Raw genomic sequence first — 20,092 nt, forward strand, 5'->3', positions numbered from 1 at the left:
ATTGCAGTACCATCCTCCGATCGCCCTTATCCCCAGATTTTCTTGATCCCCTTATCCAAGGGAAAAATCCGTTGATAAATGCGCACGCTTCGCTTCTTCAGATTGGTTCTGCACTCTTCGTTTTGTGTAAAATAAGGTTTAACTTATTAGTTAACGATCAGGCTAACTCCCCCTGAACCTCTTTACAAAAAAAAGAGCAAAAAGCAGTCCGGCCGATTACTTCCGCCGGGGCGGACCCGCGGGCTGCTCTTTGCTCTTCGTTTGTCTATGCGCTATCGGTTAAGCTCCGGCCTCCGGAAGCTTCAGTCGATCAAGTGCTGCAGATGCAGCCTGTTGTTCCGCTTCCTTTTTGGAACGTCCTGTACCTCTGCCAAGCCGTTCTTGACCCATATGGACCTCCGAGACAAACTCACGTTCATGGGCAGGTCCCCGTTCCTCAACGATACGGTATTCCAAAGCTCCCATATTGTGATGCTGAGTAAGTTCCTGCAGTTCCGTTTTGTAATCACTCATTTGCAGCTTGCTGCCCAACACGATTAATGGGAAGACATGCTGGTCGAGAAATGCCCGGACAGGCGCAAGCCCCTGATCCAGATACAATGCACCAATGAAAGACTCGAACACATCCGCCAGCAGAGCCGGCCGTGTCCGTCCTCCAGTCAGTTCCTCACCTTTACCAAGAAGTACATACTGACCAAAACCCAACGCTTCAGCAAATTTGACGAGGGAAGGCTCACAGACAATGGATGCCCGCAGCTTAGTTAATTCGCCTTCCGGACGGTTAGGATACAAATGATACAAGTATTCCGATACAGTCAGTTCCAGCACGGCATCGCCCAGAAACTCCAGACGCTCGTTGTCCTGATGCTGACTGAACCGGTGTTCGTTTACATAAGAAGCATGGGTAAACGCTTGTTTTAAAAGCTGCCTGTTGTCAAATTTGATTTGAAGTTTATGTTGTAACTGCTTCAGATCTTCACTCAAACGAACTAGCCCCTTATGCTTCAAATTTTTTGAGAATAATGGTGGCATTGTGACCGCCGAATCCAAATGAATTGGACATGGCAATATTGACTTTAGTTTGACGTGGAACATTTGGAACATAATCCAGATCACATTCCGGGTCCTGATTTTCCAGGTTGATCGTTGGTGCCAATGTCTGATGTGTCAGTGACAATCCGCAGATAACCGCTTCTACACCACCAGCAGCGCCAAGCATGTGGCCCGTCATGGATTTCGTGGAACTCACTGCGAGCTTGTACGCATGATCACCAAACGCCTTTTTGATCGCAAGCGTTTCAGATCTGTCACCTACAGGAGTTGAGGTTCCGTGTGCATTAATGTAATCCACTTCTTCAGGCTCAATACCCGCATTGCGAAGTGCCATCTTCATGCAACGTGCTGCTCCATCCGGATCTGGTTCTGTCATGTGATGTGCATCGCCTGTCAGACCGTAACCGATCACTTCACCATAGATGCGTGCACCACGTTTTTGAGCATGCTCCAGGGATTCCAGAATCAGAACACCAGCGCCTTCGCCCATAACAAAACCATCACGTTCTGTATCAAAAGGACGGCTTGACTTCGCAGGATCATCATTACGTGTAGACATTGCGCGCATAGCACAGAACCCTGCAAGACCCGTTGGTCTGATTGTTGCTTCCGCACCACCACAGATCATGGCATCTGCATCACCATTGGCAATCAACTTGAAGGAATCTCCGATGGAGTGTGTACCTGTTGCACAAGCGGTAACCACGTTAATGTTGGGACCTTTGGCACCAAGAGAGATGGACATTTGGCCTGAAGCCATGTTGGAGATCATCATGGGAATAAAGAATGGGCTTACCCGTTTTGGACCTTTTTGCAACAATGCATTATGTTGGTCCTCCCACGTACCCAATCCACCAATACCTGATCCGATGGATACACCGAAACGCTCTGCATCAATATTCTCGTTAATTTTCAGACCACTGTCTTCAACGGCTTTGAAGCCGGCTGCCACAGCGAACTGTACAAAACGGTCCATTTTGCGAGCATCCTTGCGATCCATATATTCTTCCGGGTTGAAATCCTTGATCTCAGCTGCAATCTGTGTCGTGTATTCACTAACATCAAACGCCTCAATCTGAGAGATTCCGGACTTTCCTGCCATTAAACTGCCCCAGAACGTTTCCAAATCTTTTCCGAGCGATGTCATTACGCCCATTCCGGTAATTACTACTCTTTGTTTCAAACCGAGTCACCTCTATATCGACTGCATTACGCAAGTATTTTGTGGGAATATCCGCAAACAGACATCTATTCAACCAAGATAAGCCTGCTTGAGTAGAGTTGCTTGCGGAATGAGAAAAACCAATGAATGATGAGAAGTCCCGCCTGTTCGAAAACATGTGCGGGACTAAAATGACTTTAGGTATGAGATTGTATGTAGTTTACAACTTCACCTACGGTCGTGATTTTTTCTGCATCTTCATCAGAGATTTCCAAATCAAATTCATCTTCCAATTCCATGACCAATTCCACTACATCCAAAGAATCAGCACCCAAATCTTCTTTGAAAGATGCTTCAAGTGTAACTTCAGCTTCGTCTGCGCCCAAGCGGTCGACGACGATGCGTTTTACACGCTCCAATACATCGGACATCCGGTTCACCTCCTTCTTTGGTATTATACGAGAATCGCAGGCAAAATGCCATAGAAGACATATGCGGCTCCCGGCCGGGGAACCCGGCCTTTTTCCGGCATTTCGGATCGTCCAGCGCCTGTTCCCCGACTATTGTTCAAGTCCGGGAAGAATTACATGTACATGCCACCATCGACATGCAGCGTCTGCCCTGTCATATAAGATGAAGCCTGTGAAGCCAGGAAAGTGACTACACCGGCAATTTCATCCGGCTGACCCAAACGGGACAACGGAATACCACTTAGCATACCGTCCACCAGCTCCTGGGACAACTCTTTTGTCATATCCGTCTCAATGAAACCTGGTGCAACACAGTTGACTGTGATTCCACGAGAAGCCAGTTCACGAGCAGATGCTTTCGTCAGGCCAATAACTCCTGCCTTCGCAGCAACATAGTTCGCTTGTCCAGCATTACCGAGCACACCTACAACCGAGGAGATATTGATAATTCTTCCCGACCGTTGTTTCATCATTGGACGTGTAACCGCCTTAAGGCAGTTAAACACACCTTTGAGATTGGTTTCAATAACCTGATCGAATTCTTCCTCTTTCATACGCATGATCAGATTATCACGGGTAATACCGGCATTGTTCACCAGAATATCAACGTTGCCCCAAGCTTCAAGTGTAGCTTTGACCATTTGTTCAGCTTCATCCATCAGGCCCACATTGGCTTGAAGTGTAATCGCCTTGACTCCTTTGGCACGAATCGCTTCCGCCACTTCCTCAGCTGCCGCTTGGCTACCCGCATAATTCACGGCTACGTTCGCTCCAGCTTCAGCCAGTGCCAATGCAATACTGCGTCCAATGCCCCGGGATGCCCCGGTAACGAGTGCATTTTTACCTTCTAATGGTTTAGACATAATCATTCCTCCTTTCCCCAAATCTAATCCCTGCTAATCACTTCAACGCACTTGCCGTTGCTTCGAGCGTTTCAAGACTGTTCACATTGTACAGTTTTACGGTTTTATCTGTTTTTTTAATCAAACCGGTCAATACACTGCCAGATCCAATCTCGATGAACGTATCCACACCCTGCTCAATCAGCCATGTCACACTGTCTTCCCATAATACAGGAGAATAGACCTGAGCTGTCAACAATTCCCGAACCTGTCCATCCTCTGCAGGTCTTGCAGTCACATTAGCGACTACAGGAACCGCTGCCGGTGAGAACGTAACGGTTTTCAGTTTCTCTTCCAGCTTCTCAGCCGCACCCTTCATCAGTGAAGAGTGGAACGGTCCGCTTACTTCCAAAGCAATGGCGCGTTTACCGCCTGCTTCTTTCACTCGTTCCGCGACAGCAGCTACGCCTTCCTTCACACCAGAGATGACGATTTGTCCCGGACAATTCATGTTGGCAAGTTCAACCGCATGACCAGTTTCAGATACGTCACGGCAAAGCACCCCCAGCGCTTCCCGATCCGCACCAAGCACAGCAGCCATCGCTCCTTGTCCACCCGGTACTGCCTGTTCCATATACTGACCACGCGCCCGCACAGTGCTCACAGCGTCAGCAAACGAAAGAACGCCCGCTGCCACCAGTGCACTGTATTCTCCCAGACTGTGTCCAGCCATATAGTCTGGCTGAATTCCTTTTTCTTTGAAAGCTTCAAGCAAGGCAATACTTGCTGTCAACAGAGCCGGTTGTGTATTTGATGTCTGTTTCAACTCAGTCTCTGGTCCTTCAAATACAAGGTTGCTCAGCGAGAAACCCAATGTTTCATCTGCTGTGCGAAAAATTTCAGTTGCCGCAGGCACGGACTCATACGCGTCCTTAGCCATGCCTACAGCCTGTGATCCCTGTCCGGGAAATACAAATGCTATTTTACCCATCTCATTCATCTCCCAGATGTCTATTTACCAAACGAGTACCGATGCTCCCCATGTCAAACCGCCACCGAATCCAACCATCAGAACGGTATCTCCGGCTTTCATGCGACCTTCCTCTGCGGCTTCTACCAAAGCAAGCGGAATGGAAGCAGCCGATGTATTGGCATACTTATCCACGTTGACTACAACCTTCTCTTCAGGAAGTTCCAGTCGTTGCATCGCAGATTGGATAATCCGAATATTCGCTTGATGCGGAACAAACAGATCCACATCCGTACGCTCCATACCAGCCTTGCGTAATACCTCAATGGTAGCCGTACCCATGACACGGACTGCAAACTTGAACACTTCACGACCATTCATGTAGATATAATGCTTTTTATTTTCAACGGTCTCTGCGGAAGCAGGCAGACGGGAACCGCCGCCTTCCATCTGAAGAAGACTACCGCCAGCACCTTCGGCACCGAGATCAAATGCTTTGAATCCGCGACCTTCTGGAACTTCACCAACGACTACCGCGCCTGCCCCGTCCCCAAAGAGGACACATGTGTTACGGTCTGTATAATCCGTAATACGAGACAAACAGTCAGCTCCAATAACAAGTGCGTTGTTGTACATGCCGCTTTGGATGAAGCTGGTAGCACTTGCCAACCCATATACAAATCCGGAACAAGCTGCCGACAGATCAAATGCCGCCGCACCTTTTGCACCCAATTTGTCCTGCAAGATGCAGGCTGTTGATGGGAACGAAGAATCCGGGGTAATGGTTGCAACAATAATCAGATCCAGATCACTGCCTGTCATGCCAGCAGATTCAAGTGCTTTAAGAGCTGCTTCATATGCCAGATCAGAAGTTGCCTGCTCGGGTGCAGCAATGTGACGCTCTTTGATTCCTGTACGACTGACGATCCATTCGTCATTGGTATCGACCATTTTCTCCAGATCGCTATTCGTCAAAATTTTCTCAGGCACATATTTCCCTGTACCAATAACCCCTACTGGGCGCAAATTATTCATGTCGTCACTCACTTCCCGCTAATTTCCTTAGATATGCTCTCTACCAGCTGATTCTGCACTGCAATCCGAGCTTGGCGCACAGCATTTTTGATGGCATTGCCATCAGCAGATCCATGACTTTTTACAACCAGTCTGCTCAAACCGAGGAGCGGCGCTCCACCATGCTCCGTATAATCCAGCTTTCGTTTCAGCCCACGCAACTCAGGCATCAATACAGCTGCAGCCAGTTTACTTTTAAGAGAAGATGAGAATTGCTCCTTAAGCAAGGCGAAAATGGCACCTGCTGTGCCTTCCAGCGACTTCAGCAGTATATTTCCTGCAAAACCGTCGCATACAAGCACATCACAAGCACCAGTCAGCACATCACGCGCCTCAACATTACCGACAAAACGAATGGGGAGTTGTTCCAGTAAAGGATATGCATGTTTGGTTAACTCATTTCCCTTGCCTGGCTCTGTTCCTACATTGAGCAAACCCACTCGTGGGGACGCTATGCCCTGTACTTTTTGCCGATACAAGCTGCCCATCAGGCCATATTGCGCAAGATGCTCCGGTTTAGCATCCATATTCGCTCCGAGATCCAGCGCAAGTACACCTACATCATCAATCGTTGGAATCATGGGCGCAAGCGCCGGACGTTCAATGCCTTCCATTCGACCTACAACAAGCAAACCTGCTGTCATCAGCGCTCCGGTATTGCCTGCCGAGATCATCGCGTCCGCTTCGCCCTCTTTCAGCATACGGCCTGCAACCACCATGGAGGCATCCTTCTTGCGACGTACTGCTTTTACGGGTTCATCATCCGAACCAATAACTTCGGAAGCATGCCGGACCGTAAGATTGGCAGGTCTCACACCTGACTGACTCAAAAGAGGCTCCAGCTTGGCTTCATCGCCGATCAGGACGATCTGTGTATCCGCCCATTCCGTGGCTGCGGCGATCGCACCTTCTACCGTTGATGCAGGTGCATTGTCGCCTCCCATGGCATCAATGACGATTTTCATTCCAAATGACCTCCTTCTCCGCTGTCTTCTCCACCTGAATGGTAGATTACAAAGTTGCCTTGAAACACCATTTCTTCACCTACATAAGTGAATACTTCCACTTTGGCTTTGCCCTTTTGACCCGGAATCGATCTCACATAAGCCTTTGCAATACATTTCTCTCCCAAATGAACCGAACGGACAAAGCGAATGTCTGCTGATGCAGTCAACGCGATCTCGTCATTAATAATGGCTACAGCCAAGGAGTTGGCCTGTGCAAAGACGTAGTGCCCACGTGCAATCCCTGTTCTGGAAAACACATGCTCTTCCTTAATCTCAAACAGGGAAATCCCGCTTTTGTCCAGCTGCAGATCCACAATATCACCGATAATCTCATGCAGGGGCAGCGAGCGCACCTGATCATACGAGAGCTCTGCCATCAGTTTCATCCGCTCCCGAAGTTCTGGTATTCCAAGTTCCAGTCTGTCAAGACGAATCGTCTGAATACTCACCTTCAATTGGCGCGTAAGTTCCTGATCCGTCACAAACGGGTTCTCTTCTATCATTTTGGTTAACTGCTGTTGCCTCTGTCTCTTCGGTACACGTTCGATGCCTGACACCCCCCGCTGTATCGTTTACGGAACCGTCCCATCCGGCCAGTTCAACCATTCTTTCGTGTTGCTTCTATAGATGCATCCCTGGTCACCAGGGTCGTTCTCAAACGGATTATGGTTCATCATATATGTAACGTCAAATTTTAGAACCTGGTACTAAACTATAGTATATCTCATCCCGTGTCAAAAAGAAAGGCTGGCTGAACAAAAACAATTCACCCCTGTGGAGCAAAGATTTCATGCTTGTTAACTCCCTCTACCTACACTATCTAATCGAAAAAAAGTAGCACCTCATCGAAATGAAGTGCTACTTAATGTCCAACTATTATTGAGAGATGATCTCTCTTGCTTTGTACGTTCCGCACACTTTGCACACGTGGTGACTAAGTTTAAGTTCGCCACATTGTTCACATTTCACCATGCCCGGTACAGCCAATTTAAAGTGAGTGCGACGTTTGTCGCGACGCGTCTTGGACGTTCTCCGTTGAGGTACTGCCATTATTCCCACCTCCTTATCAAAATCAACCTTTGCAGGTAGTTGTTACGTTCGATTTTCAATCATGCTCATTTAAAAAAATCCTTGAGCCCTGCAAGCCGCGGATCGATAACCTGGTTATCACAACCGCAGTCACCTTCGTTCAGCTCATGGCCACACTTGGGGCATAACCCTTTGCATGTATCGCTGCATAGCGGTATAAACGGAAGATCCAGCAGAAAAGCTTCCTCGGCATAACCTTTCAGATCAACGCTATCCCCATCCACATAGAGCGTATCGTCGTCTTCATGTAATTCCTCTGGCTGTTTTCCCTGCTTGAATTGCTCATGAAAATCAATATGAAAATGTTCATTGATCGGCTTAAGACAACGGGAGCACAACATGTCCACTCCTACGGTCAGCTTGCCATGAACATCCACAACGTCACCTTCTCTGAATTCTGCAGATAAATCCGCAGTCAGGGGGGTAACGGCTGTGATATCTTGTCGGTTAGAAACCAGTTCCTTGATATCCCACTGTTCGTTAAACTTCAGGGGGCCATCACTGGTAGCCACTTTGCGAAATGGCATTAACATTTCCATCACTCCAAACGAAACCAATTTCATAATTCATGTCAAACGTATCACGACAGTTATACAGGTCAAGCCTGCTTTTGTAAAGCAATAAATCCTGACTGTATGTATTCTGACGATTCATCGTTAAAAGTATTATGAAATTGACTTAACAAACAAAAATCATTATACCGATTTTTCAAGACGTTTGTCAACACTTTTAACTTTACACCCTATTTTAAAACTAATGGCTCAGAACCGTTTACTCCATCTGGTCTATTATAGACTCACTTCAAGATAAACTACAAGTCGTCATTTTAGTTGTAGTTTCTTGCAAACCGCGGTCACATTTCGTTAACGTTTAGTGTGATCTATGTCACACAGTCCCTCTCGGCACCTACCTATACTTGCTATAAACCGAAGCACAATCAACTCCATAACAATTTATTATTCAAATATCTCATATTATATCGGGAGGGAAAATGTATGTTAAGTGAACACACTATTAGAGTCATTAAATCTACAGTACCCGTACTTGAAGTTCACGGTGAAGCGATCACACGCCATTTTTACGAAACGATGTTCGCAGCTCATCCGGAACTACTGAATATTTTCAATCACGCAAATCAGAAACAGGGACGACAGCAAGCCGTCCTCGCCAATATGGTATACACCGCCGCCCTGCATATCGATAATCTGTCCTCCATCCTGCCTGCCGTCCGGCAAGTTGCCCATAAACATCGCAGTCTGGGTATCGTTCCCGAGCAATATGCGATTGTGGGCACCTATCTGTTACAAGCGATCAAAGATGTGCTTGGAGACGCGGCTACCGATGAGATTATTACGGCGTGGGGCGAAGCCTACAATGTCATTGCAGATGCCTTTATCGGGATCGAACAGGACATGTATGCGGAAGCAGAGAACCAGACAGGTGGCTGGGAAGGATTTCGTACCTTCAAGGTAGCCAAGAAAGTGCAGGAAAGTGAAGTCATCACATCCTTTTACCTCGTTCCAGCTGATGGTCAGCCTATCGCCAGTTATGAACCGGGACAATATATCAGTATCAAAATCAAACCGGAGACACAGTCATTTACCCAGATTCGTCAGTATAGCCTTTCAGATATACCGGGTAAACCCTACTATCGCATTTCCGTTAAACGTGAGCTGGGTGGATTAGAACGTCCTGATGGAGTCATATCCACGTATCTCCACGATCATATTGAAGAAGGTAGTCTGGTGGAGCTATCCGCTCCTGCTGGTGACTTCACGCTGGATAGAGACGATAAACGTCCTGTTGTTCTCTTGAGCGGTGGCGTTGGTCTAACCCCCATAATCAGCATGTTAAATACATTTGTTAACTTGGACGAAAACCGCAAAATCACATTTTTGCATGCAAGTCCGAATGGTCAATTTCACGCGTTCCGTGATCATGTGAACAGTCTGGCCGTACGGTATCAAAGCGTTAAAGCTTATTATTGTTACACTCAACCCGCTGCTTCTGATCGTGAAAATGAGTTTTTTCATAAGGAAGGTTATATGGATGCAGTCTGGCTTCACCAAGTGATTGATGAACTGGATGCCACCTATTATCTGTGCGGACCCGTTTCGTTCATGCGTTCAGTGTATACGGAGCTGCAGGCGCTTGGTGTTCCAGCAGACCACATTCATTATGAATTTTTTGGGCCGAAAGCAAGTCTTATTCCCGCGCCGGAAAATGTCTAATTGTCCTGAGATTGTGAAGATGTGATTGGCACAGTCTGACATCCATTGATGTCGGATTTGTGCTTTTTCTTGTCTGAATGGGTGCATGATTTGATCTAATACATGACATCCCCTATGATGGAATGGATGTTATACATACTCGGTTATCCAATCGAAAGGAGTACGTCTAATCATGAGAGCCGTAGGCGTCATTGTTGAATATAACCCCTTGCACAATGGGCATGTCTATCATTTGCAGGAAGCTCGGCGGCTAAGCGGCGCAGACGCCGTTGTTGCGGTCATGAGCGGCCCTTTCCTCCAGCGTGGCGAACCCGCCATCGTGGGTAAAAGGGCGCGCACCGAGATGGCGCTGCACGCAGGCGCCGATCTGGTAATTGAACTGCCGGTGGCTTATGCTGTTCAGCCGGCGGAGTGGTTTGCCTTCGGTGCGGTGTCCTTGCTGGACCGCACCGGCGTTGTGGACTCGCTCTGCTTTGGCAGCGAGTCCGGCGACCTGGACAGCCTGCAGCGCATTGCGCGCGTGCTGGCTGTGGAGCCCGCAGGGATGCGCGAGGACATCGCGCGCCGCCTGCGGGAAGGCGCCGAGCTACCCCGCCGCGTACGCAGGCGCGGCGGCGGCACTGGCGCCCGGCGGCGTCGATGCTCACGACGCCGCTGCACTGCTGGAGCAGCCCAACAATTCGCTTGGGCTGCACTACCTGATCGCGCTGCAACGACTTGGCAGCGCGATCCAGCCCTTTACGGCGGCGCGTACCGGTGCCGCGTATCATGAGGCGACGCCCGGCCCGGGGGCGATCGCCAGTGCCACAGCCGTCCGCCGCCTGCTGATGGCGGACGGGCCTGCCGCCGCCGCGCCATACGTGCCGGCGGCCACTCTTGCCATTCTGCATCGCGAATGGCAGGAAAACCGCGCTCCCATGCACTGGGAGCGCTTTGCACAGCCGCTGTTTCACCTCGCGGCCACACGCCGTGCCTCCGAGCTGGAACGCATCGCCGAAGTCACGGAAGGCCTGGAGCACCGGCTGATCCGTACACTCGCTCAGCTCCCGGAGCCTTCAGTCGAAGCACTCCTGAATGCACTGAAGACCAAACGATACACACGCACAAAGCTCCAGCGTATGCTCGCCCACCTGCTCCTGAACCACACCAAAGCCGAGTGTTCACCAGAGCAATTGGCTGCCGGACCCGGATATCTCCGAGTCCTCGGATTCAATACTCAAGGGCAGAGCCTGCTTAAACAAATGAAGAAGACTGCGTTGCTGCCTGTAGTGCTGAAACCTTCGACGTTCACGCACCATCAACTGGAACTGGACATCCAGGCTCAGGTCGCGTATGGGCTAGCTTGCGAGCATAAGGACACACGCAGGATGTTCAGTGACTACTATGAGTCACCTGTGAGAGTGTAATCCGCTTTTGACCATAAGTTTTAATCCTTTTCATTCCATCATCAAACAGATCATTCATGTCGACTACTGAAAACTAAACTATACAACTAGAAAACCCCCTTGCTGCGCGCCGCTCAGGCACATCGCAACAAGGGGATTCTCCCATTTAACCTTTTGAATCTGCTAATACTCTCATTTCTTATGATCACACTTCATTCCCTGTAATCCATTCAGTCCGATTTCGTCCGAACTTTACCCATTCGTTTCAAATGGACTCTATCTATTCACGCCCGAACATAATCCTAGGATTTCACGGATAAGGTTTTCAGATACGCCAGCGCATCATCCACTGTGCTCACAGGCACAAGTTTCATTTTGGTGCCGATCTGTTCAGCCTTGGCTGCTGCTTCCTTATAGTTATCCTTCGGCACAAAGAAGATCTCCGCTTCTTTCCGGTCAGCGGCTACAATCTTGTGCACTACACCACCAATGGCACCCACCACACCGTCCTTGGTAATGGTACCTGTACCCGCAATTCGATGCCCCTTGGTCAGATCTCCAGGTGTTAACTGGTTATAGATCTCCAACGTAAACATCAAGCCGGCAGACGGACCACCAACCTGAGTATCTGTAAAGGAAATCTGTTTGTCCGGATCTTCAGGTTTCACCTTCTGAACCGCACCAATCATTACGCCGAGTCCCGGGCGGGTTTCTCCCGTTTTATTGTCTTTTACCTGAATCAGTTTCACGTCCCGGCTAATGGTCTCTCCGCCACGTTCCAGTTGCATTTCGACGGTATCTCCAACCTTTTTATCTTTTAACTGGGCAGAAAGCACCGTATTATCCGGCGTAGCTGTTCCGTTCACGCCCAGAATAATATCGCCCGGAGCAATGTCTCCATCGGGTTTTGGATCTTCGGACAGTCCAAATACAAAGATATGTTCAGGTACAATAGAGTAAGCCACACCAGCCTGTTCATATGCAGCCTCCATTGCAGAGGATTGTGAGTCACTCATGAACCACACCTGTTCGGCAGAGTATTCCGCTTCGCTTTTGCCGCGCAGTCGGTCCTCCTTTTTATCCACTTGAGCATTTTGATTGAACAGAGAGGTTCCTAGCAAAAACACATTGGCATATGTTGCCGACACGGTCGTCATCATGAACACACCGCGTTCTTCCTGGTCCCCACCTTTAACCGTTACCATTGGTTTTACTTCATCTGCACTGCCAGGCATATATATGATATACGGCGTTGGCATGTACACGGCAACATAGACGACCAGAGCCACCACGATCACAAAGATCGAAGCTCTGAATCCGCCAGATTTCCGAATCCGATTCATCGCATGAGCCTCCGTTCTTTGTATCTCTATATAAGCTAAACTTTACACTAATCAGCGATCGTAATTCCACCTTGTGAATACTGCCATTCTCCGGTAGATACTCGCTCTGTGTAATGCAGATATTCAGCTCATCTTGTTTCATCATTTTTTTTCAAGTCTAACACTCTGGTCCCTGTGCATACAATGGTACAGGCCGGATAGGCCGCTGTATACAATAGCCTGTCCGGTCAAGGCCGAACCGCCCTTTGGGCGTCATTCGGCCGTCCATAACGATTCAGATGCCGAAGCAGCGTTATCTGATATGAGGTGAAACGATGACATTACAGAGCGAGGTTAGAGATTCTGGCCCATTACGAACGATAATCCTAAGTACCGGCGCTTTAATGTTGGTCATTGCGGTAGTTGCCTCACCCAAAGAAGCGTTTGACGCCTCTATTCAAGGTCTGGATATATGGTGGAAAATCATCTTCCCTGCCATGCTCCCATTCCTCATGTTATCCCAAATGCTTACTGCGTTTGGCTTCACCCATGCGATCGGCGCCTTGCTCGGACCGTTAATGCAACGATGGTTCAGACTTCCGGGCAACGCAGGTCTGGCGATTGCCGTTGGCATGTGCGGCGGATTCCCCGCAGGAGCAGATGCGGTGTCCCGTTTATTTCAGGATAGACAAATTACCGCCAAGCAGGCGGTTGTCCTTGCGGCGGCGTCTCATTTTGCCAATCCGATGATGATCATACTGGTCGTTGGTGCTGCGTTTCTTCACCAGCCAGCGGCCGGATATTTTCTACTCGTGGTCCACTGGATCAGCGGCTGGATCGCTGCCATTCTTGCCACGCGTCTCCTGCCTGCACCGGGTAACCAAACAAACCGGGCTGGCTTGACAGCTGCGCAAGCAGATAACAGCTCTCTTGATTCTCAGCCTGCAAGTCCTGCAAATTCCATAAGTCGCTCATCTGCACCCCACCACTCTATATACAAACGACGCCGTATATGGTCTGAACTGATGATTGCAGCCAGGGAAGCCCATAGTCGTGATGGAAGAGGATTTGGCAAACTGCTCGGTGACACCGTATCACAAGCTGTGCAGACCTTGATGATGACTGGAGGATACATGATCGGTTTTGCCGTGTTTATCCGGTTGGTCTCCCTGTATCTGACTCCCGGGTCCTCTGCTGCGCTGTGGCCAGCCTTCTTTGAGCTTCACCTGGGCACCTATCATTTGAGTCAGACTTCACTTACACCCGCGCTGCTCATGTCTCTACTTGCAGCCGTTCTGGGATGGGGTGGTTTATGCTCCCACCTGCAAGTCTCTGCCGTCCTGAAAACAACGGGTCCAAGCAGCAAATCGATGCTGTACTTTGCTGGAGTTCGTCTGACTCATGGATTAATCGCCTTTTTCATCAGTCTGTTCCTGTGGATGCCATTCAGCCGTTACAGCACAGAGGTCTGGACCACATTACAGACGAATGCAGAGCAGGACCTCTCGATACCATTCGGTTGGCTATTCATACATAGTCCAGGTAACACATACACGATCAACACCATTTGGAGCGTCTTCCCTGCTGCATGCATGGGTCTTGCGTTACTTCTTGCAGTCATGATTAGTCTATCAGGTATTACCTTCTGGTTTAACCGCCGGTTTTCTCGCTGATTTTCTGACGGAGCGCTGCTTCCACCTCAGGTGATACAAGATCTGTAACATCTCCATGATAATGAGCGATTTCTTTGACGATGCTGGAACTTAAATAGGAATATTTCGGATTGGTCATCATAAATATCGTTTCCGCATCCGGATTCAACTTGCTGTTGGTCGATGCCAACTGCAACTCGTATTCAAAATCAGTTACCGAGCGTATACCACGAACGATGACCTGCGCTTCCTTTTGCCGGACATAATTGGCTGTCAGATCGCGGAAACTGTCCACCTCCACATTGGGTAGATGGCGGGTTACTTCCGTGATCAGTTCTTTGCGTTCCTCCACCGTAAACAGCGGATTTTTGCTCATATTGTTCAACACAGCCACAATGACGCGATCAAATTGCTTCGACGCTCTGGCGATAATATCTAGATGCCCCATCGTTACGGGATCAAAACTTCCAGGATATACGGCGATCCGTTCCTGTCGATGTATCATTTCAGTCATGAGGAGCCTCCTCTTTCGGTGTAATGGATTCCCCATCTTCCAATGCTTCAGGCGCATAATAATAGATGGATACTGCCGTCTCCCCATACAAAGCCTTGCGCGTTTGTTCAAACGGGCCGAATTGCTCAGGGTAATCATGTTTGGATTCATATTCAAGCACAATGGTTGCTTCCGGTTCCAGAAGTTCCAGTTCGTGCATGGTCAGCATCAACTCGTGTCCGTTCTTCATGCGATATGGCGGGTCGAGAAATACCAGATCGAACGTTGTGCCTCGCTTGGCGAGTGCCTTCAATGCACGACCTGCATCATTACGGTATACCGCCGCCTGGTCTTCAAGCTTGGTCGCCTTCAGGTTCATGCGGATGACTTCAATACTTTTTGATTCCAAATCAACAAAAACAGCCTTGTCTATGCCGCGGCTCAGCGCCTCAATACCGAGACCCCCACTGCCTGCAAACAGATCCAATGCTGTGCCGCCCTCGAAATAAGGACCAACCATGCTAAATAACGCTTCCTTCACCTTGTCGGTGGTCGGTCGCGTACCCGTGCCAGGAACAGCCTTCAGCGGCCTGCCTTTCGCACTCCCAGATACCACTCTCACTGACGAGTCACCTTTTCTCTATGTAAGTTTATTGATAAGGCTATCGTACCACATTCGGGTTCCGTTTGAAAAATGCGCGATCTTCATTCCCCTTGGAAAATTGTTGCCGAATTGCTGACGCATATGTATAAAAAGGAAACAATCGGGCGATTCTATAATTATCGACATCACAAGTGTCGTAGACAACCGCGGAGAAGACTTACGTTTCCCCATAAGCTCTTCGTCCGGTTTCTCCTCTCCCATGAAAAAGAAGCTCTCGAAAGAGGGCTTCTTTTTGTTGTTTTTATTTTAATTTGTTATGTTAGTTAACCTTTTCTTCAAATTCACTTATTTCAGCTTCCTCTTCGGTCTGCAACCATCCGATCTCCCTTAGCCACATGCCCATATCTGCGATAAATTCATTTGTGTTTAGATGTTCAATCTTATACTTCTGTATTTTTTCGCTCAAAAAAGCATAGAACTCATGGCTTAACACATACCGTTGCTTGCTCTTACTTAATGTCTTATAACGATCTTCGCTGACCACCAGATCAAAATAGATGACATTATCCTTCTTCACATGCCTGGCCGTTGATCTCCTATCGTATTCTTCAGGAAGGCACCTGAAAACAAAGAAGAGTTCTATATCAATGACTTGATATTTGCTTTCTGCTTTATCAAATACAGACTGTAACTCATCCGCAAGATTGGCAACTTGCGTTAATCCTGACGTGTCCGTTGATTTGCCCAAGATCATGATTAAGCTCCCCTTCGCTCATAATTCATTCTTCTTGTGCATTAGCTAACTTAGCAAGCTATACTAATTCATCTCTCTTTGTTTCCGATTGGACCGCCGCAAATTGATCAATGGAATGATAAGTACTACAACCGGCAAGAGAAGATTCATGGAACTTGTCTTAATCATCATAAAGGTTAGAAACAGCACCGCAAGCCAGGTCATAATCTCCATCATTTCATATCTGGTTAACGTAAGCTTGAATGCTTTTTTCGAAATAAAGCGAACCAAGAAATAAGCGATTAAACCATAGAACAAGATCATGCCCAAGATGGCAACAAGAATTATTAGGTACATATCCATCATAAAAATCACCACACCTCTAAGTCATCACCTTAATTTTGCCTTACTTCTCTTCTACTACAATCGTTGCATTGTAGATCACAACACGTTTCCCATTCAGATCGAATAATACTTTATTGCCGTATTCTGTATCTTCCACGTCAATTTTGCCATCATAGGTCTGAATCAATTCACCATTATTGCTGTATACTTTAACGACTCTCTCCAGACCGCCCGAGTTGTTGGACCTCATCGTTTTGAGTGCACGTTCACCCGAAGCCGTATTGAAATACCATATTAAACATCCAACAATGATGCCCAGAAAGACCAACACCGTCACCCATATACCTGTCTTTGCTTTTCTACTCATCTTGAACCCCCTCTTATGTTTCTTGTCTTGTACATTACGAGATCGGAACGAGAACGGTTTCATACGCCTCTCAAGCTGCACATTGACATAACAAAACAGAGGCCTCCGACGAGCGAAGACCTCTGTTCTTATTTAATACATTATTTTTCTGTACGATTCTGGTGCTTACAGTGCACGAATGACGAATTCAAATGTCAGTTCGCCGTCCGAAGGGATCAGGTATTCCGGATGAACCGGAGCACCCCAGCTATCATCACCGCCGACACCCATTTGTTTACCCGCAACAGTCACGACCGTATAGTGCACAGGTGGCAATTCATACGCATGTTGTGCGTTCTCCAGCTCAAATGCCGTATATGGTGAAACATTCAGTTCAACCGGTGTACCAGATGCCTCAATTTTGAAGCCACGTCCCGCGTTGTCTGTCAGTTTGGCCCAACGTACGCCGGTACGGTTGCCCGACTCCTGTGGTACCAGATATGGAGCTACAGTATCAGCTACCTTGCTGCCATGGATGCATAGACGTGCGCCGAATGCGCGGTCTGCATAGTTTTCTTCGGGTCCCATCGCGAGCCATTCCACGTTTTCGAAGTCAGGTGATGTTCTGAAGGACAATGCATGAATCGGCAGGTTCGGCAATCCAGCTGTACCTTTATACGTATTATGCACACGTACACTTCCATCTGCATGAACGGTATACACCACTTTCACTTGTACATCATCCGAAATGTTAAGCTTGTACGTGAACTCGATCCGGTATTGATCCGGTTTCTGTTCCGCTTTCCACTCCACAGAACGTGGCATCAGGCTCGCTGCATACCAGGCACCCAGTTCGAAGCCCATGGCCATACCTTTGTCATTATCCGTCATTGCACGCCAGAAGAGCGGTGCAGGTGGTACAGCAATCGTCTCACGACCGGACAATTTCAGGGAAACCAGTGTCCCGAATTGTTTGGAGAACAGCGCGTGCGTCTTGCCAGCACGAACACCGATGTTAACGTCACCTTCAACCACCTGTACATCACTTACAAGGTTCAAGTCCGTCTGTGCTGCATCATTTACCTGATCCTGTGTGAAAATAAACTGTCCAAATGCCACTTCTTCGCCTTTGTCAGCCCACAGTGTAGCTTCTTTTAACACAAAAGCAGTGTTCACAGCGTACTCGCCGCCCACCAGGGATTCTGTACCCAGCGGAAGCTTAACTACTGTCTCGCTTTGCGCATCCACGTTCACTTCCAATGTTCCACGCAACACTTCATGTCCCTCACGCTCCAGGCTGTATACGAGTTCCAATGCAGATGTATCTGCGAACAGGTTGCCGTTCACGATCTTAACGCCTTCACGATCCGGGACCAGCTTAATGTTCTGATACAGGAATTTGACCTCCTGCATTTTCGCAGTTACTTTACGATCAGCATGAACGATACCGTTGCCACAGAACGAATAGTCTGATGGACGATCACCGAAATCTCCGCCATAGGCGAGGAACTCTTTGCCATAACGATCTTTTTTATAAATGGATTGGTCGATGTAATCCCAGATGAATCCACCTTGATACATCGGGTATTTGTCTTCCAATTCCGTATATTTGTGCATGCCACCAATAGAGTTACCCATGGCGTGCATGTACTCACAGCTGATATAAGGTTTGATCGGGTTGGCATTCAGGAATTCTTCAATGTCCGCCGGTTTGGCATACATGCGGCTCTCCATATCACTTGTCTCATCGAAACGGCGATCATGGAATACACCTTCGTAATGTACCAGACGGGTTGGATCAGCTGATTTGAAGTATTGGGAGACTTTATAGATGACTTCACCGCCATGGGATTCATTACCACAAGACCAGATCAGAATGGACGGATGGTTTTTGTCACGCTCCACCATCGATACAGCGCGATCCATAACGATATCATGCCATTCCGGTTTGTCACCTGGAATAACCCAAGAAGGCTCAACGGCGCCAAGCTTCTGCCAAGATCCGTGTGTCTCCAGATTCATCTCGTCAATAACATAGAGTCCATATTCATCACATAGCTCATACCACAGACTTTGGTTAGGATAGTGTGACGTACGTACGGCATTCATATTGTTTTGCTTGATGGTACGAACATCCCACAGCATGTCTTCCTTCGTAACCGCACGTCCACGACGCGGGTTGAACTCATGACGATTCACACCTTTGAATACAATACGTTTACCATTAATGTGCATGACTTTGTCAATCATTTCAAATGTACGGAAACCAACGGCTTGAGGAACAACCTCAACCAGTGTACCCGCAGCATCATATACACGAATATAGAGGCGATACAAGTATGGAATCTCTGCGCTCCACAGGTTCACTGTACCAATGTCTTCACGAAGACTTACTTGACCATCGTTAACCTTGGATTCAAACGTTTTTACAGTATTGCCTTCACGATCACGAAGTTCAGCCTCTACACGTGCTCCAGCAACCGCTTTTCCTTCCAGTTTCAAATCGAGTTGCAATGTACCGTTCGTATAGGACTTGTCCAGATCTGTGCGAACATGAACATCACGTACGTGTGCAGCAGGGACCGTATACAGATACACATCTCTGAAAATACCGGAGAAACGCCAGAAATCCTGGTCTTCCAGCCAGCTGCCTGTGCTGCGTTGATACACTTCGACCGCCAGTTTGTTCTCACCATCCTGAAGGAATGGCGTCAGGTCAAAGTCAGACGGCGTAAAGCTGTCCTCCCCGTATCCTACGAATTGTCCGTTAAGCCATACATAGAATGCAGACTCTACACCTTGGAAAGAAATATAAACCGGATTTGACTCCCAACCTGTTGGCAGGTGGAACGTACGAATATAACTTCCAACAGGGTTTTTATCCTGTGGCAATGCCGGTGGACGAATTTCATTCAGGCCATCCCAAGGGTATTGTGTGTTTACGTATTGAATCTGTCCGTATCCCTGTAACTGGATATGTCCCGGAACTTCAATGTCATCCCAGCCCTCACTGGGAAAATCGGATGTATAGAAAAACTCAGGACGGCTGTCTGGACGAATCGCATAGTTGAATTTCCACGTTCCATTCAGATCATAACGCATGGACATGGCGCCTGAACCCACTGCCTCGTCCATTGTTTGGTAATAACGGTGATCGGAATAGGCATGAAGACGGTTCACCTCAAATACACTTACGTCTCCCAACCAGTTGATATCTGCCTTTGTTGCTTTCATCGGCTCTCTCTCCCTTTAAAACGGTATAGTTTGGCTTATAGGTTAATGTGAATTTCCATTTGCATTCATACAAAATACAA

The 20,092-nt window shown here is 48.1% G+C and carries 19 protein-coding genes and 1 pseudogene; 3 read left to right on the forward strand and 17 right to left on the reverse strand.

Annotated elements, in window-relative coordinates; genetic code table 11:
* Positions 1-279: 279 nt before the first annotated feature.
* From rnc to ACX9NY_RS12715, 10 genes are all read right to left on the reverse strand, one after another.
* Complete coding sequence (rnc, locus tag ACX9NY_RS12670; RefSeq protein WP_091031948.1) at positions 280-984, reverse strand: ribonuclease III; 705 nt, start codon at positions 982-984, stop codon at positions 280-282.
* Between the two features lie 13 nt (positions 985-997).
* Entirely contained in the window at positions 998-2,236 is a 1,239-nt protein-coding gene (fabF, locus tag ACX9NY_RS12675; RefSeq protein ID WP_062833763.1) for a beta-ketoacyl-ACP synthase II, read from the reverse strand.
* 176 nt (positions 2,237-2,412) lie between these two features.
* Positions 2,413-2,646, reverse strand: a complete 234-nt coding sequence (gene acpP, locus ACX9NY_RS12680) for an acyl carrier protein (protein WP_024630176.1) — start codon at positions 2,644-2,646, stop codon at positions 2,413-2,415.
* Between the two features lie 152 nt (positions 2,647-2,798).
* Complete coding sequence (fabG, locus tag ACX9NY_RS12685; RefSeq protein ID WP_017689228.1) at positions 2,799-3,548, reverse strand: 3-oxoacyl-[acyl-carrier-protein] reductase; 750 nt, start codon at positions 3,546-3,548, stop codon at positions 2,799-2,801.
* 37 nt (positions 3,549-3,585) lie between these two features.
* Positions 3,586-4,518 carry an ACP S-malonyltransferase gene (gene fabD, locus ACX9NY_RS12690; protein ID WP_342572565.1) on the reverse strand — a complete coding sequence of 311 codons (933 nt, stop codon included), beginning with the start codon at positions 4,516-4,518 and terminating at the stop codon, positions 3,586-3,588.
* 24 nt (positions 4,519-4,542) lie between these two features.
* Complete coding sequence (locus tag ACX9NY_RS12695) at positions 4,543-5,532, reverse strand: beta-ketoacyl-ACP synthase III (RefSeq protein ID WP_339241519.1); 990 nt, start codon at positions 5,530-5,532, stop codon at positions 4,543-4,545.
* An 8-nt stretch (positions 5,533-5,540) separates the two neighbouring features.
* Positions 5,541-6,536, reverse strand: a complete 996-nt coding sequence (gene plsX, locus ACX9NY_RS12700) for a phosphate acyltransferase PlsX (RefSeq protein ID WP_339241517.1) — start codon at positions 6,534-6,536, stop codon at positions 5,541-5,543.
* Positions 6,533-7,081, reverse strand: coding sequence for a transcription factor FapR (gene fapR / locus ACX9NY_RS12705; RefSeq protein ID WP_047842457.1), 549 nt, complete (start codon positions 7,079-7,081; stop codon positions 6,533-6,535). Before fapR ends, plsX begins: the two co-directional genes overlap by 4 nt.
* 373 nt (positions 7,082-7,454) lie before the next feature.
* Positions 7,455-7,628, reverse strand: coding sequence for a 50S ribosomal protein L32 (gene rpmF / locus ACX9NY_RS12710; protein WP_017689233.1), 174 nt, complete (start codon positions 7,626-7,628; stop codon positions 7,455-7,457).
* Between the two features lie 65 nt (positions 7,629-7,693).
* Positions 7,694-8,200 (reverse strand): YceD family protein, encoded by a 507-nt coding sequence (locus ACX9NY_RS12715; protein ID WP_253433686.1) that lies wholly within the window; start codon positions 8,198-8,200, stop codon positions 7,694-7,696.
* 462 nt (positions 8,201-8,662) lie between these two features.
* Between ACX9NY_RS12715 and hmpA the strand changes: the two genes are divergently transcribed.
* Positions 8,663-9,898: an NO-inducible flavohemoprotein gene (gene hmpA / locus ACX9NY_RS12720; RefSeq protein ID WP_472478731.1), complete on the forward strand. Its 1,236-nt coding sequence runs from the start codon at positions 8,663-8,665 to the stop codon at positions 9,896-9,898.
* 172 nt (positions 9,899-10,070) lie between these two features.
* Positions 10,071-11,304: pseudogene (locus ACX9NY_RS12725) on the forward strand (nucleotidyltransferase).
* A gap of 281 nt (positions 11,305-11,585) precedes the next feature.
* Here ACX9NY_RS12725 and ACX9NY_RS12730 read toward each other — a convergent pair.
* Positions 11,586-12,626, reverse strand: coding sequence for a SepM family pheromone-processing serine protease (locus tag ACX9NY_RS12730; RefSeq protein ID WP_339260399.1), 1,041 nt, complete (start codon positions 12,624-12,626; stop codon positions 11,586-11,588).
* A 314-nt stretch (positions 12,627-12,940) separates the two neighbouring features.
* Between ACX9NY_RS12730 and ACX9NY_RS12735 the strand changes: the two genes are divergently transcribed.
* On the forward strand, positions 12,941-14,278 hold the full coding sequence (locus ACX9NY_RS12735; RefSeq protein ID WP_472478732.1) for a nucleoside recognition domain-containing protein: 1,338 nt from the start codon (positions 12,941-12,943) through the stop codon (positions 14,276-14,278).
* Here the strand turns inward: ACX9NY_RS12735 and coaD are convergent.
* The 6 genes from coaD to lacZ form a co-directional block, all read right to left on the reverse strand.
* Positions 14,256-14,762 carry a pantetheine-phosphate adenylyltransferase gene (gene coaD, locus ACX9NY_RS12740; RefSeq protein WP_085981453.1) on the reverse strand — a complete coding sequence of 169 codons (507 nt, stop codon included), beginning with the start codon at positions 14,760-14,762 and terminating at the stop codon, positions 14,256-14,258. The genes ACX9NY_RS12735 and coaD overlap by 23 nt on opposite strands.
* A 1-nt stretch (position 14,763) precedes the next feature.
* Positions 14,764-15,372, reverse strand: coding sequence for a 16S rRNA (guanine(966)-N(2))-methyltransferase RsmD (rsmD, locus tag ACX9NY_RS12745; protein ID WP_472478733.1), 609 nt, complete (start codon positions 15,370-15,372; stop codon positions 14,764-14,766).
* A 301-nt stretch (positions 15,373-15,673) separates the two neighbouring features.
* Positions 15,674-16,108: a hypothetical protein gene (locus tag ACX9NY_RS12750; RefSeq protein WP_472478734.1), complete on the reverse strand. Its 435-nt coding sequence runs from the start codon at positions 16,106-16,108 to the stop codon at positions 15,674-15,676.
* A gap of 63 nt (positions 16,109-16,171) precedes the next feature.
* Positions 16,172-16,453 carry a hypothetical protein gene (locus tag ACX9NY_RS12755; protein WP_472478735.1) on the reverse strand — a complete coding sequence of 94 codons (282 nt, stop codon included), beginning with the start codon at positions 16,451-16,453 and terminating at the stop codon, positions 16,172-16,174.
* A gap of 40 nt (positions 16,454-16,493) precedes the next feature.
* On the reverse strand, positions 16,494-16,799 hold the full coding sequence (locus ACX9NY_RS12760; protein WP_339241499.1) for a hypothetical protein: 306 nt from the start codon (positions 16,797-16,799) through the stop codon (positions 16,494-16,496).
* A gap of 165 nt (positions 16,800-16,964) precedes the next feature.
* Complete coding sequence (lacZ, locus tag ACX9NY_RS12765; RefSeq protein ID WP_472478736.1) at positions 16,965-20,012, reverse strand: beta-galactosidase, LacZ type; 3,048 nt, start codon at positions 20,010-20,012, stop codon at positions 16,965-16,967.
* Positions 20,013-20,092 lie beyond the last annotated feature (80 nt).

This window comes from Paenibacillus sp. CB74, assembly GCF_055687625.1.

Excerpts from the sequence above, each read along its gene's own strand:
- acpP (WP_024630176.1), bottom strand. The coding sequence starts at position 2,646 with ATGTCCGATGTATTGGAGCGTGTAAAACGCATCGTCGTCGACCGCTTG.
- fabG (WP_017689228.1), bottom strand. The coding sequence starts at position 3,548 with ATGTCTAAACCATTAGAAGGTAAAAATGCACTCGTTACCGGGGCATCC.
- fabD (WP_342572565.1), bottom strand. The coding sequence starts at position 4,518 with ATGGGTAAAATAGCATTTGTATTTCCCGGACAGGGATCACAGGCTGTA.
- ACX9NY_RS12695 (WP_339241519.1), bottom strand. The coding sequence starts at position 5,532 with ATGAATAATTTGCGCCCAGTAGGGGTTATTGGTACAGGGAAATATGTG.
- plsX (WP_339241517.1), bottom strand. The coding sequence starts at position 6,536 with ATGAAAATCGTCATTGATGCCATGGGAGGCGACAATGCACCTGCATCA.
- fapR (WP_047842457.1), bottom strand. The coding sequence starts at position 7,081 with ATGATAGAAGAGAACCCGTTTGTGACGGATCAGGAACTTACGCGCCAA.
- rpmF (WP_017689233.1), bottom strand. The coding sequence starts at position 7,628 with ATGGCAGTACCTCAACGGAGAACGTCCAAGACGCGTCGCGACAAACGT.
- ACX9NY_RS12715 (WP_253433686.1), bottom strand. The coding sequence starts at position 8,200 with ATGTTAATGCCATTTCGCAAAGTGGCTACCAGTGATGGCCCCCTGAAG.
- hmpA (WP_472478731.1), top strand. The coding sequence starts at position 8,663 with ATGTTAAGTGAACACACTATTAGAGTCATTAAATCTACAGTACCCGTA.
- ACX9NY_RS12730 (WP_339260399.1), bottom strand. The coding sequence starts at position 12,626 with ATGAATCGGATTCGGAAATCTGGCGGATTCAGAGCTTCGATCTTTGTG.
- ACX9NY_RS12735 (WP_472478732.1), top strand. The coding sequence starts at position 12,941 with ATGACATTACAGAGCGAGGTTAGAGATTCTGGCCCATTACGAACGATA.
- coaD (WP_085981453.1), bottom strand. The coding sequence starts at position 14,762 with ATGATACATCGACAGGAACGGATCGCCGTATATCCTGGAAGTTTTGAT.
- ACX9NY_RS12750 (WP_472478734.1), bottom strand. The coding sequence starts at position 16,108 with ATGATCTTGGGCAAATCAACGGACACGTCAGGATTAACGCAAGTTGCC.
- ACX9NY_RS12755 (WP_472478735.1), bottom strand. The coding sequence starts at position 16,453 with ATGATGGATATGTACCTAATAATTCTTGTTGCCATCTTGGGCATGATC.
- ACX9NY_RS12760 (WP_339241499.1), bottom strand. The coding sequence starts at position 16,799 with ATGAGTAGAAAAGCAAAGACAGGTATATGGGTGACGGTGTTGGTCTTT.
- lacZ (WP_472478736.1), bottom strand. The coding sequence starts at position 20,012 with ATGAAAGCAACAAAGGCAGATATCAACTGGTTGGGAGACGTAAGTGTA.